Raw genomic sequence first — 15,479 nt, forward strand, 5'->3', positions numbered from 1 at the left:
CAGCAATGTTTAATGATTGGTTTAGATGTTTTAGCTAAGCCACCAGCGTTTTGGTTTTACATTAACTACGGCCATGCCTTTAGGGATCTCACGGGCAATACCATGTATTTCTTTATACACATCAATACCCCCAGCCCAATTATTTAAGCGGTTGCGCCATTTTTCCCATGGTTCAGGGTTAAATTCAGGTGAGCACATTTTTTCAGCTCTAGCACGTTCTTCATCTGATAAGGTGGCTACCCGGATGTTATGTTGGCCGAAAATAGTCTCTTTAGCTGGGTTGGGGTAGGCCCCAACAACTTCGACTTGGGCACCTTCATTCATGCCTTGAGTAAATATTTGAGCACAATAAGCTGACTCCATAACCTGCTCTTGTAAGTTAGAATCAAGTTTTTCAAATACATCTAGGTTCATTGCAGTACTTTCTGTTCCGGCAAACATGCGAAGGTCAACAGCTTGTGAAATAACAGGTGACATCCCTGAGTATGCAGCGGCACTCATCCATGTTTCAGCGCCGTCTAATAAACCTTGACGTAAGCCATCGAGTGTTTCTTCCCACGCGACAGGAACAGGGTTTAGTTTTAGTAACTGCATAGCAATACGACCAAGCTGAGTGCCTGTTACACGGTTTTTAGTTCCAGCTAGATCGTCTAGAGAAGTGACTAATGGTTTATCTTTCCACTTTGAGCCGAGCATTACGCCGCGTAAGTCACAGTGTGTAAACAAGAATTGAATGTTGTGTTTTTTTCTTAGAGGTTCCCTGAATACTTTTTCACTTCGGTTGTCATAGAAAAAGTGAAACATGGATGCGCGAGTAGGGAACATATAAGCGAAATCAAGCACGTTTAAGTATGGCGCTGCGGCTGACGCGTTTTGGGTTGAGCCAGAAAAAATATCGACGATACCTTGTTGTGTTTTTTTAACACAATCCAGTTGCCCACAAACTTGATTTGACCCAAGAAACTCTACTCTTATCGCACCATTAGTCCGCTCTTCCAAATCACGTGCAAAAAATAATTGCCCCGACTTTTGAATATCTAAATTCTGTTCATTAAACCCAGAAGCACCAAACTTTAATACGACTTTTGGCTTTGTTTTCGTCCGCCTTTTTTGTTCATTTTCTGCAGCATTGGCGAGACCACTTAAAGTCATACTAGCTCCTAAACCAGATGCTGCAATTAAAGTAGATGTAAGGCCAAATCGCCCTGAGATATTAAAAAAGTCACGACGTGAAACCGCTTTATCTAGTTTGCTACCCATTTTCATTTCCTTATATATGTGCATAAGACCTGTCAATAACTGCGGATTTATTGTTGTTGCAATTATGTTAAAGGTGAAGGTTAAAGTGTTAACTGTGGGTGTTTGATCATGAAAAAATGATTTTTTTATAATCAATATTGTAAATTTCAAAAAAGTGATCTAGCTTTTTTGAGACGTCTTGTCTCATAAAGTGGAGTTTAACTATGTCGATGGGTGAAAATGTATTGCTATTTGATGAATTTGATTATGTCGTTATTGGGGCTGGCTCAGCTGGTTGCGTTTTAGCAAATCGGTTAAGTGAGAACCCCAGCGTTTCAGTCTTATTACTAGAAGCTGGTGGTCGTGATTGGAATCCTTGGATACATATACCTGTAGGTTATTTCAAGACAATGCATAATCCATCGACTGATTGGTGTTATAAAACAGATGAGGATGCAGGTATCAATAATCGGCGTTTACAATGGCCCAGAGGTAAAGTTTTAGGTGGATCTAGTTCGTTAAATGGCTTGCTTTATATTAGGGGTCAACGTGAAGATTATGATGATTGGGCAGCTCTTGGAAATGACGGCTGGTCTTACGATGAAGTCTTACCTTATTTTAAAAAATCCGAATGCCAGTCTCGTGGGGCTGATGCGTACCATGGCGGTGACGGCCCTCTAAAGGTATCTGATCTTCGGCTACGTCGTGAAATAGCGGAGCGATTTGTTAGTGCGGCGCAAGAAGTAGGTATTCCTGAAAATAGAGATTTTAATGGTGCACAGCAAGAAGGTGTGGGGTATTTTCAGCAAACGGCTCACAGAGGTTTGCGTTGTAGCTCGGCTAAAGCTTTTTTGAACCCTGCGAAAAAGCGGGCTAACTTAACGATACTTACACATGCACATACTACCAAAGTAGGTGTTCTCGGCGATCGCGCACAATCGGTTATATTCAAGCATAAAGGGAAACTAAAACAGGCTTTTGTCCGTAAAGAAATTGTTCTGAGTGCAGGGGCGATTGGTTCACCACAAATTCTCCAAGCGTCAGGTATTGGAGATCGTGAACATTTAGAGTCCGTTGGTGTTGAGTGTGTTAAGCACCTTCCAGGCGTTGGTGAAAACTTGCAAGATCATTTACAGGTACGGTTAGTTTTTAAAACAAGCTGTAAAACGTTAAATGATGAGGTGAGGCATTCGCTAGATAAACTTGCGGTGGGGGTTCGTTACGCAATATCACGAACAGGGCCGCTGACCTTAGCTGCAAGTCAAGTTTGTATATTTACACAATCTCGTGAAGGTTTATCTCGTCCAGATATTCAGTTTCATATGCAGCCATTAAGTGCTGATAAGCCTGGAGATGGTGTTCACCCATTCTCAGCCTTTACAGCCTCAGTTTGTCAGTTGCGCCCAGAAAGCAGGGGGAGAGTGAGAATTACTAGCCCAGACACTGCTGTATATCCATCAATCCAAACTAATTACTTATCAGCAAAGGAAGATCAGCGCGTAGTCGTTGATGCTATAAAGACTGCCCGTCGTATTGCTAAAGCTGAATCATTAAGCTCAGTGATTAGTGATGAATATGTGCCTGGCAATCAATATGAAACGGATGAAGAGTTACTTGTCGCCGCTCGAAAATATAGCCAAACAATTTATCATCCAGTAGGTACCTGCAAAATGGGTAATGATGATTTTTCTGTCGTTGATAATGAATTGAAAGTGTTTGGTATCGATGGGTTAAGAGTTGCTGATGCATCTATTATGCCGATTATTACTTCAGGCAATACGAACGCTCCAGCCATCATGATAGGCGAGAAGTGCGCCGACATGATCATTTGCGAACTTTATGCACATGGCCCAATAGAGAAAGAAACCGCGTAATGTTTGATAGCTGCTTCATGCCAGCTGACAGAGGTTCTGGCTGAAGTAGCAATAGCACTATCAGATTGGAGCTACTGTTCGTTAATTTCTGAGTTTTCATCCTTCCTTGTTCTTTAAATTCTCCCCGGAATATTGCTCCCACTATCATTTTTTGGAATAAATTGTTTCATTTAAGTGTTTTTTGTTGACGGTTAAAATTTTTACGCCTAGTGTTAAGTTAAATTTATGTTAAAGAGATATTTTGTTCCAGTTATTGGTAATCGCGGTTCGAGAAAGTGCCAGCTTTGTTGGTGATGGGGTAGCAAGAGAGTGTGGATTAAGACGGAATATTTATGTCTAGGCTCATGATCTTGTGCTGCTTTAGGTGTCATTACTTCATTGTTGGGAAAGTAATACCCGATGTCTCGTTTATCAATAAGTCTAATTGACGTCATTTTTACAGGGATATAAATTAACCAAAATTTAACATTTATATTGCAGTGGTTAGTTGAAAGGTCATAGTAACAATTACTTTTATAAGGATAGAAAAATGAATACTCAGTCTGTTGTAAGCACCCAAAATGAAGTCAATGTTGATTTTTTACAGGCATTCAGTGATGCGTGGAACAACCATGATATTGATGCATTAATGAGTTTCGTAACAGATGATTGTATCTTCCACACCGCTGCAGGCGCTGATCTGCAAGGTAATACTTTTTCCGGCCGAGAAGCTGTACGTGAAAGCTTTCAACAGGTATGGCGTAATTTCCCAGATGCTGCTTGGCTTGATGGTGATCATTTCATTAGTGGTGATCGCGCGGTTTCGGAGTCAACATTTTGTGCGACGAAGCCTGATGGTAGTCGAATTGAAGCCCGTATGGTGGATGTTTTCACTCTGGAAGACGGCAAAATCAAAGTAAAAAATGCATTCCGTAAGGATCGCCCTGCCTTTTTTGAAAATAATTGAGCACTTATGTAGATACCGAAGTTAGTACGTTGACACTAAGGAGCTTTATATGAACACTCTCGCTGAAAAATTGCGTTCTCCTAATAAGGAGCAGCAACAGGAAGAGAAGCAAAGGGTAACGCAAGCGCGAAATAAATATGATCCTACTTATGATCCTCTGACCAAAAAAACGCCAGGTCACGGTGCCGATTATGCCCCGACTTACTGGGTAGATACTGCGGGTGAGCCGCCTGCTGATGATGGCCCTATCACCAACGACGTTGATGTTGATGTTGTGATCATCGGTTCTGGCTATACCGGTTTAACCACTGCAATACACCTGGCAGAGCAGTACGGTATAAAAGCGACTGTATTGGAAGCAAATAGAGCAAGTTGGGGCTGTAGCACTCGAAATGGTGGACAGGCACAGTGTGCATCGGGTCGATTAAAGCGTTCACAATGGATACAGCGCTGGGGGGTAGACACTGCATTAAAAATGCATGAAGAGTGTCTCGATGGCATGGAAACCTTTAAAGGTTTAATTAAAGACATTGATTGTGAACCGCAGCATGGTGGCCATTTATATGTCGCACACCGTGCCAAGGTGATGCCAACACTGGAAAAAGAAGCAAAACTACTTCGCAACACCTTCAATTACGATGCACAGATCTTAGATGCTGATACCGTTAAGAAGATCTACGTAGGTGATGAAGAAGCGGCAGGTGCAATGCATGAACCCGAAGGAATAGGTATTCATGCAGGAAAGCTAGCCTTCGGTTATGTGAAGAAAGCGAGAGCGCTTGGGGCAACCGTTCACCCTGCAAGTCCCGTTATTGGCTGGGAAACCAAAAATGGCGTTCATCACTTGAAAACCCCTGGTGGGATCGTTCGAGCAAGAGCGGTGGGGGTAGCGACAGGAGGTTACACTTCTCAAGGGCTGCATTCACAACTAAAAAACCGTTTACTGCCTATTTTATCTAATTCACTTGTTACCCGCCCGTTATCCGAATCGGAGTTGGCCGCGTGTAACTTTAAAACAAATCAAGTGATTACCGACACCCGAGTTTTGCGTCATTACTATCGCTTATTGCCGGATAACCGGGTCCAAATCGGTACACGAAGTGCAATTACAGGAAGCGCAGCACCAGAAGCAAAATATGAGCAAATGCTACGGGCAGATCTTGCACGAAAGTTTCCATCACTTGCTGGTATTGATGTGGATTATTCGTGGTGGGGCTGGGTAGATGTTAGCCACGATATGATGCCACGTATTTACCAGCCAGACGCTAAAGAGTCTATCTATTATGCTCTTGGCTATGGTGGCAATGGCGTTATGTACTCGGCACAAGCCGGAAAGCGTCTTGCACAATGGATTGCGGGTGATGGCAAAGATCTCGACTTACCTATTTTTCAGTCCAAATTACCTTTCCCTAACGTGAGAGAGGTTGTTGAATCAGAAGCCTTTGCGCCGTTCAGGCGATTTGGTCAGCGATTCTTATATCGCTGGTATCACTTACAAGATGAAGTGCTGTAACTCTAAAAAGAAATACCCTGCTGTACGTAATACACATAAAACAATAATGACCTGGATGTCTATGTACGTTGTTCCGCGGTCACCTTTAAATACTTCGCAATTAACGCGATAAAATAGAAAAGGTTACGACTATTATGTTCACGAAAAGCAAACTCTTACCCTTTATTACTGCTGTCAGTCTTGCCGTCTCATCACCTGTTGTGATGGCTAAAAACTTTAAAATGGCAATCGGTGATGCCGCTGGTGGCACGCAATGGGAGCTCGGCACTAAGTTTACCGAACTTTTGGAAGAAAAAACTGATGGTAAAGTGAAGGTCGATTTGTTTCCCAACGGTCAGTTAGGTAATGAACAAGATACCGTGAATAATGCCGCAATAGGCTTACTTGATTTTTCAATCTTAGCCATTAATAACGTCACACCTTTCTCGCCAACGGTTGGTTTATTAACCATGCCTTATGTTATCCAAAGTGCCGATGAAGCGAAATTACTGACTCAAGGCGAAGTCGGTCAGGAGCTGGTGGATAATACACTACGTGATGCTGGTGTTCGGATTATCGGCTGGGCTTATTCTGGCTTTCGTGTGCTAACAAATTCAAAACGTCCTGTAGCGACTCCTGAAGATTTAAAAGGCTTGGTGATCCGAGTACCGCGTAATGAAATTATGATTTCGTCATATCAGGCTTGGGGCGTAAACCCAACCCCAATGGCATGGTCAGAAACATTTACAGGCTTACAGCAAGGCGTTGTTGATGGACAAGATAACCCGTACATCACAGTTTATGCGATGAAATTCAATGAGGTACAGAAGTACGTTACCAATATTCGCTATATCTTCTCACTAGAGCCTCTCATTATTAGTGAATCAATCTTCCAGCAGCAAACACCTGAAATGCAAGCCGCGATTCTTGAAGCCAGTAAAGAAGCAACAGAACACAGTTTTGCTTACTTGCAACAGACAGAAGGCAAAATACGTAAAGATTTAGAAGCAAAAGGCATGGTATTTACCGACCCTGCTAATGATGAAAAAGAATGGATCGAAAAAGTGACAGCCTCAGTGTGGCCGAAGTTTTATGCCAGCATTGGTGGCAAGGATAAACTGGATGAAACACTGGCCTTACTGGGCCGCTAATTTCACATTTCACCATTAATGACATGCTTTATTCGAGTGGCTGGCATTTGAATAAAGCATGGAGCCACTTAGCCCCCTAACTTAATCGAAATATGGAAGTACTAAAAATAACTAAGTTGGGAATTGAAGTCGATTGGAGGCTACATGACTGTCATGCAAAGTATCCGAAAGCATTTAAATAATGTTGAAGAATATACCTGCTGTTTGCTCCTTGCTGTTTTTGTTTTGCTATTATTCGCCCAAATTTTATTACGACAATTTTTTCAGTATTCTATTCCGTGGGGAGATGAAGTCGCGACGTATATGTTTGTGTGGTTTGCCTATTTAGGGGCTGTAGTTGCCGCCAAAATGTCAGCCCATAATAGAGTGAGTTTCCATTTTAAGTTCTTTCCTCCTATCGTAAAAACCATCAGCGAAACCATTGCAGACATGTTATGGGTTGCGTTTAACGCTTATTTTGTATACCTCAGTTACGATTYTGTCTTCAATAAAATGAACCTGTTTTGGAAGTCTCAAACAACAGGTATCCCAATGAAGTACTTCTATATGATTTTACCAATTGCATTTACTTTAATGTCGATCCGCATTTTGTGGAATAACTACGAACGTTTGTTCAAAGGCGTTGAAGCGATTGATCCCGAAGCAGAAGAGCTGAAGAAAATGCAGAAGCTCCAAGTCCAAAAATCAGCGGCATAAACCAAGGCTAGGGATTAACCATGGAAGATTATCTAACACTTATCTTATTCGGCGGCTTTCTAGTTTTGCTGATCTTAGGTGCGCCAATTACGGTGTCGTTGGCAGGTGCCTCGATGGCGGCATACCTGATACTCGACAAAAACCCGATAGCATTAGTGCAAATTGCGTTTACTTCGGTGGGGAATTTCCCACTGATGGCATTACCTGCTTTTGTACTGGCGGGTGCATTAATGGAGGCAGCTGGAATTTCAAAGCGGTTGGTCGATATTGCCGAAAGCTTGGCTGGACCTGTAACAGGCGGTTTAGGAGCGGCTACGGTTGTAGCATGTCTTTTCTTTGGTGCAATTTCAGGATCTGGGCCTGCAACAACGGCTGCCGTGGGGATGTTAATGGTTCCTGCCATGGTGAAACGAGACTATGAACGTAGTTATGCTTCGGCAGTGACAGCTGCATCTGGCGGGCTAGGGATCATAATTCCGCCATCAATTCCCGTTGTTATTTTCGGTATCTCTGCAATGGGGTTAATGCCGCCACCTGAAGCGGTTGCCCAGCATGGTCAATTTGCGTCATTGTCTATTCCAAAGTTATTTGTGGCAGGTGTTGTACCTGGGTTGATCATGGCCTCTACGTTGATATTTACTAATTATGTCATTGCCAAGAAACGCGGTTATAAAGGATTAACTGAAGACTGGTCATTTGGCGATATCAGAGGATCACTACGTAAAGGTGTATGGTCAATTATGGCGCCCTTTTTGATTCTTGGTGGTATATACAGTGGTATGTTCACACCAACGGAGTCAGCCATTGTAGCGATATTCTATTCACTATTTGTTGGTTTCTTCCTTCACCGCGAATTAGTGTTTAAGAGCATTATCAAGTCGTTAACAACAACGACCTGGATTACTGGTCGTGTATTACTCATCTTGTTTGCAGCCACGGTATTTGGTCGTCTGTTAATTGAACAGAAAATACCCGTTGTCGTTGCCGATTCATTATTGAGCCTGACAGACAATATGTACATGGTTTGGGCGCTCACCATTATGTTGTTGTTGTTTGTCGGTATGTTCATGGAAACCTTGGCGGCGATAATGATCATTGTCCCAGTATTGCTGCCCATTATGTATATGCTTGGCGCTGATCCAACGCATGTTGGCATTGTGGTGGTGTGTGCACTTTCTATTGGTTTTGCGACGCCACCATTAGGGGAGAACATATTTGTCGCCTCGGGCATTGGCGGCTCGACGGTTGAACAAATTACCTCACGGATCCACCCGTTTGTAATTGCATCTGTTATCGGAGTGTTCCTGATTGCATTCTTCCCCCAACTTAGCCTCTGGTTACCGTCTTTGGTTGGTTATTAATTGCTTGGTGTAGGTTTATGAATAAAGTAAGTAGTTTAGTCATTATTGTAATGTCCATTGTGTTTATTGGTCGAGCTGTAGCATTGGATGTAGAGGAAGTATCAAAGAAGAGTACACAGGTAGTTTCTCCACCAATTACTACTGAAGATGCACGACGAGCTCAGAAGTTGTTAGATAAGGCTATATCACATGTTCAGAGCAGAGGGGCAGGGGCGATATCAGATTTTTCTAACCAATCCCGATTTACCGATAAAGAGTTGTATGTATTCAGCCTCGATATCGATGGCGTGTTTCTTTCTAGTGGCGGCTCGTCAGCGGTGCTTGTAGGTGACAATGTAACAAATACGGCAGACATGCATGGAAAGCTTTTCTTTCGAGACATGATAGAAATCGCTAAGCAAGAGGGAGGTGGTACTGTCGAGTATTATTGGACTAATCCTGTTGATAGTCGAGGTGAACCTAAGCGAACGATGTTCAAGCGGATCGGAGATGCTATTGTGGCTGTAGGTTACTACCCATCTCGTTCAACGGACTATCAGGCAAGGGGGTTCTTGGATGAAGCAACTAAAGCGTTAATCAATGATGAGCAAGATGCCTTGGCCGAGTTTAATCATCATGATAGTCAGTTCGTAAAAAATGACTTATACGTTTTTGTGTTAGATAAACGGACAGGGGTTTTTCTTGCTCATGGCGCGACACCAAATTTAGTCGGCAAGGTGTTTAATATTAAGGGAAAGCCGATGATAGAGGAGATGCTGAAATTGGCTGAAGAAACTGGCCGCGGCGAAATTAACTATCCTTGGCTTAATCCGACATCGGGAAAAGTGGAAAGTAAACACACTTACTACCGTATTCTAGATAACAAGTTAGTTGCGGTGGGATATTACCCAAGATAAGCCAACTTAGTTACTCGAAATCATTTAAAAAAATGGCTCTTCTATATCAGAAGAGCCATTTTTTATGCCAATTATTTACGCGGAATTGATGAAGTTTTCAGCGTGTTACCTCGCCCACAAAATGAACTATTTATTTCAAATTTGCTTTGAAAAGATTTTTTCGTTCGATTATGATTTTTGGAAAATAAATTCCATACCATGTCAGACGGCGAGGACGGATCATGTCAAAATTGCTTTCCAAATATCAAACGCCAGACCAGCATGGCAATACCCAAACCATTACCCCTGAATCGGCAGAGTGGGGCTATGTAGGTTTTCAGGCGTATGAGCTTAAAACCGGACAAAAACTTGAATTGCCTGCCAGTGACAATGAAGTATGCGTTGTATTGGTTGGTGGTTTTGCCACAGTGACAACCGCGAATGACACATTTGAGAACATTGGCGATCGAATGGGGCCGTTTGAGCGAAAAAAACCGTATGCAGTTTATGTTGCCAAAGGTGAGTCAATTTCGGTCGTAGCAAATACAGCATTGGAAATCGCGGTTTGTCAGGCTCCGGGTAAAGGTAATTATCCGACTCGCTTAATAAAGCCTGATGATATTGATGCTGAACAGCGTGGTGTGGGTAATAACAAACGTTATGTTCATAACATTTTGCCTGACTATAAAGATGCAGATAGCTTGCTGGTGGTTGAAGTGTACACCGACGAAGGCTGTACAAGTTCGTACCCGAGCCATAAGCACGATCAAGATTCAGAGCCAAATGAAACCTACCTCGAAGAGACTTATTATCATCGCTTGAACCCTGAGCAAGGCTTCTGTATGCAGCGTGTATATACCGATGATCGTTCATTGGATGAATGCATGGCGGTGTATAACAAAGATGTTGTCCAAGTACCAAAAGGTTATCACCCTGTGGCTACCATCGCTGGTTATGACAGTTATTACCTAAATGTAATGGCGGGGCCAACGCGTAAATGGTTGTTCACTTGGGAAGATGATCATCAATGGATTAATGAAGATCAATATGCAAGAAAACACCAATAATTAATTTCCGGCTAAGGAGTAAGTCATGTTTAATATAGCTCTATTTGGAGCTGGCAGGATTGGCCAGGTACATGCAGTAAATATTGCGAGTCACCCTAAAACGCGTTTGTATTCTATTATTGACCCTTATGTTGAAGGGGCAAATAAATTGGCACAAGAATACGATGCAATGGTGCAAAGTATTGAACAAGCAATGGAAGACCCAGCAGTTGATGCGGTTTGTATTTGTTCTGCAACTGACACGCATGCCGATTTAATGGAGCTTGCAGCCAAACATGGCAAGGTTATTTTCTGTGAAAAGCCTATTGATTTAGATATCAGTCGCGTTAGAGATTGTTTAGCGACAGTTAAGCAGTATGATGTACCAATGCTACTTGGGTTTAACCGCCGTTATGATCCACAATTCCGCACGTTGAAAAACCAGCTAAATGCAGGTGTGATTGGTCAGCCAGAATCGTTAGTGATTACATCGCGAGACCCGTCACCACCACCAGCAGAATATACTAAAGTATCGGGCGGTATGTTCCGAGACATGACCGTTCATGACTTGGACATGGCACGCTTTATCATGGGCGAAGATCCGGTGTCGATCACCGCGCACGGTAGCTGCATGGTTGATCCTGCGATTGGTGAAGCAGGCGATATTGATACTGCCGTTTTAGTCTTGAGCTTTCCATCTGGTGCAATTGCAACCATCAATAACAGCCGTCGTTCGGGTTATGGCTATGATCAACGCCTTGAACTACATGGCTCGAAGGGCTTGCTACAAGCGCATAATGCAAAGGAAAACTTGGTGCAGCATTGGGGCGAAGACGGATGTATTGCAGCTAAGCCGCAGTACTTCTTTCTAGAGCGCTACCAAGCTGCTTATGTGGCAGAGTGGCAACACTTTGTTGAAGTTCTGGAAGGCGTAGAGCCTGAATGTAGTGGTGCTGATGGTGAGTTTGCACTTGTGCTTGCTGATGCTGCGCTTGAGTCAATGAAACTCGGCAAAACAATTAAGCTTTAACGTGAACGTGTTCCTGAGTGATAGTAAAATTTGAATTGGAATGTACCCCCAGAACAATCATTAATTTTCTTATCATTCTTTCTGAAAAGCCTCGCATCTGCGAGGCTTTTTTAGTTGAACATATACGTTATGGCGTTGCGTTATTTGAGGCTTAGCTGTCTGGTGCCAGTGGTACATCTCTGTTTGAATCTTGTTTGTAGGCGAGGGATACAGCAAGAGTTTGTGCTAAACACAGAGAAGCAGATTGTGATCGGAAGGCATCGACTTGTGCTTCTTTAACAACGAAGCAAACATCGCTAAATGCCGCTAGTGGGCTGACTTGGCTATCGGTAATGACGATCTGCTTCGCACCCGCTTTAGAAGCGACTTCGCTAAGGGTGACAGTTTCTTGAGCGTAAGGTGAAAAGCTAATGGACAACACGGCATCTTTTGGTCCAATCATTGAGAGCTGTTCTTTAAACATGCCGCCTAAACCATCAATAAGAAAGGCGCGTCGCTCAAGATGACGCAGGGCATAGGTTAGGTATGATGCAACGCTGAATGAGCGTCTGAGGCCGATTAGGTAGATATTGTCAGCTTTACTTAGGATTTCGACTGCTTCTTCTAGCTTATCTTCAGGAGTTTGAGCGACCAGGTGGTTCATTGCTTGTGTATTCGCTCGGGCAAATTCCTGTAGAATCATTGCCGGCTTTTCTGCCGAGCTCTCTTCAACTTCAAGTTCTTTGAATAACTTAGCCCGTTCGGTATAGCTAGTGGTTTCTTCAACAAGATTACGTCTGAATAGTTGTTTCATGTCATTAAAACCACTAAAACCAAACGCATTAGCGAAGCGGATTAGCGTCGATGGAGGCACCTCTGCTTCGCTAGCGATAACGGCAACAGTATCGAATGCAACGCTATTAGTATTGTCTAATACATAACGAGCAACTTGTTGTAAACGCTTACTCAAATCACCATAACGAGTGCGAATTTGATCTTGTAATTCAGTAAGGTTGGTAGCGGCAGACATGTTTAACTCCTAAGCTGATTCTATTATCTATTGTAAGGTTTTGAATTCAACTATGAAACATTTTTTTCATAATCACTGTTTTATATGCCTATCTGGAATGAATATTCCAACCGAAAAAAAGCCACACCCTGGGGGAGTGTGGCGCTTCAACGTGAAGTCCTACAGTAAAGCTATGTCTGGGGGGGATTGATTTAATTATTTACTTTTCTTTTGTCGTTTCATATCGAAAACAACAGCAACCACAATGACCAACCCTTTAACGACTTGTTGCCAATAAGCAGAGACATTTAATAAGTCGAGGCCGTTTTGTAGTACACCCATAATCATGGTGCCGACAATTGTACCTTGTATCGTACCTATACCACCGGCGTGGCTTACACCACCAACGGTTGCTGCTGCAATGGCGTCTAATTCGTACATCACGCCGAGCCCTGGTTGGCCCGAGTTAATACGTGCAGTTAGAATAAGCGCTGCAATACCAGCAAGTAAGCCAGCATATACGTAGACTAAAATTTTGTATTTTTTGACGTTAATACCGGATACATATGCAGCTGTTTCGTTACCACCAATCGCGTAAGCGTATTTACCAAAGCGGGTATAGTTAAGCAAAATGTACGTGATCAGTGCCATAACGAGGAATATCACGACAGGTACTGGAATATTTGCGATTGTACCTTGTCCAATCCATTGATATGAATCAATTAGGCTACTTACAGGGCGACCGTCAGAATAGAGAAGTGCAGCACCGCGAGCGATGATCATCATACCTAGGGTTGCAATAAATGGAGGGATACCAGTGTAAGCAATTAAAGCACCATTAATAAGACCGCATAATGCACCAACAGCAAGTGCGACAAGGATTGGCACAATGACAGGTAACTCTGGCATTGCAGGATACATTCTCATCCCCCAATCCAATGTTTGTGCAGTACTTGCTGAGACTACCGCTGCAACGGCAAGAACAGAGCCAGATGACAGGTCGATGCCTCGAGTAATAATGATAATGGTCACGCCAAGAGCAAGTAGACCAATACTGGCCATTTGTGTCATTACGTTAAGAAGGTTGGCGACTGTTAAGAAAACAGGGGACAAAATAGACATCACCACACACATGGCGATAAAAACAAAATAAATGGCGTACTTTGATAAAAAGCGCTTTGTACTCGTGACTTTCGGTTGATCCGACGTCGCTTGAAGAATTTTAGCTATCATAACAACATTCCTTGATTTGTTCTGGTTTAGCTAATGGCTACTTTAGTTGAAAGCCATTGACATAACTTGTTGTTGGGTGGCTTCACTACCGTCTAGCTCACCTTTTAATTGACCTTCGTGCATGACCAAGATTCGATCACTCATACCAATAACTTCAGGCAGTTCAGATGAGATCATGACCAAGCTTTTCCCCATGCCTGTAAGCAGGCGCATAAGCTTATAGATTTCAGATTTAGCACCGACGTCTATACCGCGGGTCGGCTCGTCTAAAAATAAAATATCGGGTTTTGTGAGCATCCAGCGCGCAAGGAGGACTTTTTGTTGATTGCCCCCGCTAAGGTTATCAATGGTTTCAGACATGCCTGGTGTTTTTACTTTTAACTTGGTGCATTGGCTTTCACAGTCTTTTTGCATCGAACGTACATCGAGCACGTTAACCACTTTATTTCGATAGGCATCGAGGTGAGCAATGGATGTATTTGCAAAAATATCGAGCATTAAATAAAGACCTGAATGGCGTCGATCTTCGGTAAGAAAAGCCATTTTATGATTGATAGCATCTTGCGGTGTTTTTATTTCGACATTCTCGCCGTTAATCCAAATTTCACCGACATTATGTTGCCTAACACCAAATAAGGTTTCTATCAGTTCTGTTCGTCCGGCCCCAACAAGACCGGCTATACCAAGAATTTCACCTTCATGGAGTTTGAAGTTGATATTCTCAAAAACACCATCAACTGAAAGATTTTTAACTTCTAATCGTGTTTTTCCAGGTTTTGCCGTTGCAGGAGGGAATACATCACCAAGATCACGACCAACCATCATATGAACAAGTTCATCGTTATTCGTATCTTTAGCTTCACGCTCACCAATGTAACTGCCATCACGGAAGACGGTAATATCATCACAAATGCGGAATATTTCATCCATCTTGTGGCTGATATATACAATTGATACACCTTGCTCTTTTAACTTTTCGATAATTTCAAATAAGTGATCAACTTCTTTTCCTGTTAAGGCTGAAGTTGGTTCATCCATAATAATAATTTTTGAATTGTAGGAAATCGCTTTAGAAATTTCGATCATTTGCATGGTTGCAACCGTAAGCTCACTCATTGGCGTGCGAGGATCGAGGTGTAAGTCTAATTGTTTTAATAATTCTGAGGTATCACTGTACATTTTTTTGTGGTCGATGAGCTTCAATGGCCCTTTAACGGGCTCACGACCTAACCAAATATTTTCTGCAATACTACGGTGGAGAATGGGGGATAATTCTTGATGGATCATTGAGATACCAGCTTCAAGGGCTTCTTTTGCGCCATTGTAATTAACTTGTTCCCCAAGATAACGAATTGTGCCACAGTCACGTTGATAAATACCAAATAGTACTTTCATTAGAGTGGACTTACCTGCGCCATTCTCTCCCATCAAAGCCATAACTCGGCCTTCTTTCAAAGTTAGTTGCACATTATCAAGTGCTTTAACGCCGGGAAATGTTTTGGTAATTCCACGCATTTCTAATACAACGTTGTGCATGCTTTATGCTCC

General features: G+C 42.6%; 13 protein-coding genes. 9 read left to right on the plus strand and 4 right to left on the minus strand.

Going from position 1 to position 15,479, the window contains the following annotated elements; translation table 11 throughout:
• Positions 1–30: 30 nt before the first annotated feature.
• Positions 31–1,260, minus strand: coding sequence for a TRAP transporter substrate-binding protein (locus L4D09_RS11155; RefSeq protein ID WP_428457585.1), 1,230 nt, complete (start codon positions 1,258–1,260; stop codon positions 31–33).
• Between the two features lie 224 nt (positions 1,261–1,484).
• On the opposite strand from L4D09_RS11155, the gene L4D09_RS11160 reads away from it, so the two are divergent.
• From L4D09_RS11160 to iolG, 9 genes are all read left to right on the plus strand, one after another.
• Positions 1,485–3,113, plus strand: coding sequence for a GMC family oxidoreductase (locus L4D09_RS11160; protein ID WP_428457586.1), 1,629 nt, complete (start codon positions 1,485–1,487; stop codon positions 3,111–3,113).
• A 529-nt stretch (positions 3,114–3,642) separates the two neighbouring features.
• Positions 3,643–4,059 carry a nuclear transport factor 2 family protein gene (locus L4D09_RS11165; protein WP_428457587.1) on the plus strand — a complete coding sequence of 139 codons (417 nt, stop codon included), beginning with the start codon at positions 3,643–3,645 and terminating at the stop codon, positions 4,057–4,059.
• Between the two features lie 49 nt (positions 4,060–4,108).
• Positions 4,109–5,572, plus strand: a complete 1,464-nt coding sequence (locus L4D09_RS11170) for an NAD(P)/FAD-dependent oxidoreductase (protein WP_428457588.1) — start codon at positions 4,109–4,111, stop codon at positions 5,570–5,572.
• Between the two features lie 203 nt (positions 5,573–5,775).
• Positions 5,776–6,702: a TRAP transporter substrate-binding protein gene (locus L4D09_RS11175; RefSeq protein WP_428457631.1), complete on the plus strand. Its 927-nt coding sequence runs from the start codon at positions 5,776–5,778 to the stop codon at positions 6,700–6,702.
• 144 nt (positions 6,703–6,846) lie between these two features.
• Positions 6,847–7,398, plus strand: coding sequence for a TRAP transporter small permease (locus tag L4D09_RS11180; RefSeq protein ID WP_428457589.1), 552 nt, complete (start codon positions 6,847–6,849; stop codon positions 7,396–7,398).
• Between the two features lie 20 nt (positions 7,399–7,418).
• Positions 7,419–8,759, plus strand: a complete 1,341-nt coding sequence (locus L4D09_RS11185) for a TRAP transporter large permease (protein WP_428457590.1) — start codon at positions 7,419–7,421, stop codon at positions 8,757–8,759.
• A 17-nt stretch (positions 8,760–8,776) separates the two neighbouring features.
• Complete coding sequence (locus L4D09_RS11190; protein WP_428457591.1) at positions 8,777–9,655, plus strand: cache domain-containing protein; 879 nt, start codon at positions 8,777–8,779, stop codon at positions 9,653–9,655.
• A gap of 221 nt (positions 9,656–9,876) precedes the next feature.
• Entirely contained in the window at positions 9,877–10,701 is an 825-nt protein-coding gene (gene iolB, locus L4D09_RS11195) for a 5-deoxy-glucuronate isomerase (protein ID WP_428457592.1), read from the plus strand.
• 25 nt (positions 10,702–10,726) lie between these two features.
• On the plus strand, positions 10,727–11,710 hold the full coding sequence (gene iolG / locus L4D09_RS11200) for an inositol 2-dehydrogenase (RefSeq protein ID WP_428457593.1): 984 nt from the start codon (positions 10,727–10,729) through the stop codon (positions 11,708–11,710).
• Positions 11,711–11,861: 151 nt separating this feature from the next.
• Here the strand turns inward: iolG and L4D09_RS11205 are convergent, their stop codons facing one another.
• The 3 genes from L4D09_RS11205 to L4D09_RS11215 form a co-directional block, all read right to left on the minus strand.
• On the minus strand, positions 11,862–12,719 hold the full coding sequence (locus L4D09_RS11205; protein ID WP_428457594.1) for a MurR/RpiR family transcriptional regulator: 858 nt from the start codon (positions 12,717–12,719) through the stop codon (positions 11,862–11,864).
• A 195-nt stretch (positions 12,720–12,914) separates the two neighbouring features.
• Complete coding sequence (locus L4D09_RS11210; protein WP_428457595.1) at positions 12,915–13,931, minus strand: ABC transporter permease; 1,017 nt, start codon at positions 13,929–13,931, stop codon at positions 12,915–12,917.
• A gap of 42 nt (positions 13,932–13,973) precedes the next feature.
• Complete coding sequence (locus L4D09_RS11215) at positions 13,974–15,467, minus strand: sugar ABC transporter ATP-binding protein (protein ID WP_428457596.1); 1,494 nt, start codon at positions 15,465–15,467, stop codon at positions 13,974–13,976.
• Positions 15,468–15,479: the final 12 nt, after the last annotated feature.

Origin of the sequence: Photobacterium makurazakiensis (assembly GCF_050336715.1) — a bacterium.
Taxonomy (GTDB): Bacteria; Pseudomonadota; Gammaproteobacteria; order Enterobacterales; family Vibrionaceae; genus Photobacterium; species Photobacterium makurazakiensis.

Excerpts from the sequence above, each read along its gene's own strand:
- iolG (WP_428457593.1), top strand. The coding sequence starts at position 10,727 with ATGTTTAATATAGCTCTATTTGGAGCTGGCAGGATTGGCCAGGTACAT.
- L4D09_RS11170 (WP_428457588.1), top strand. The coding sequence starts at position 4,109 with ATGAACACTCTCGCTGAAAAATTGCGTTCTCCTAATAAGGAGCAGCAA.
- L4D09_RS11155 (WP_428457585.1), bottom strand. The coding sequence starts at position 1,260 with ATGGGTAGCAAACTAGATAAAGCGGTTTCACGTCGTGACTTTTTTAAT.
- L4D09_RS11210 (WP_428457595.1), bottom strand. The coding sequence starts at position 13,931 with ATGATAGCTAAAATTCTTCAAGCGACGTCGGATCAACCGAAAGTCACG.
- L4D09_RS11190 (WP_428457591.1), top strand. The coding sequence starts at position 8,777 with ATGAATAAAGTAAGTAGTTTAGTCATTATTGTAATGTCCATTGTGTTT.
- L4D09_RS11165 (WP_428457587.1), top strand. The coding sequence starts at position 3,643 with ATGAATACTCAGTCTGTTGTAAGCACCCAAAATGAAGTCAATGTTGAT.
- L4D09_RS11205 (WP_428457594.1), bottom strand. The coding sequence starts at position 12,719 with ATGTCTGCCGCTACCAACCTTACTGAATTACAAGATCAAATTCGCACT.
- iolB (WP_428457592.1), top strand. The coding sequence starts at position 9,877 with ATGTCAAAATTGCTTTCCAAATATCAAACGCCAGACCAGCATGGCAAT.
- L4D09_RS11215 (WP_428457596.1), bottom strand. The coding sequence starts at position 15,467 with ATGCACAACGTTGTATTAGAAATGCGTGGAATTACCAAAACATTTCCC.
- L4D09_RS11185 (WP_428457590.1), top strand. The coding sequence starts at position 7,419 with ATGGAAGATTATCTAACACTTATCTTATTCGGCGGCTTTCTAGTTTTG.
- L4D09_RS11175 (WP_428457631.1), top strand. The coding sequence starts at position 5,776 with ATGGCTAAAAACTTTAAAATGGCAATCGGTGATGCCGCTGGTGGCACG.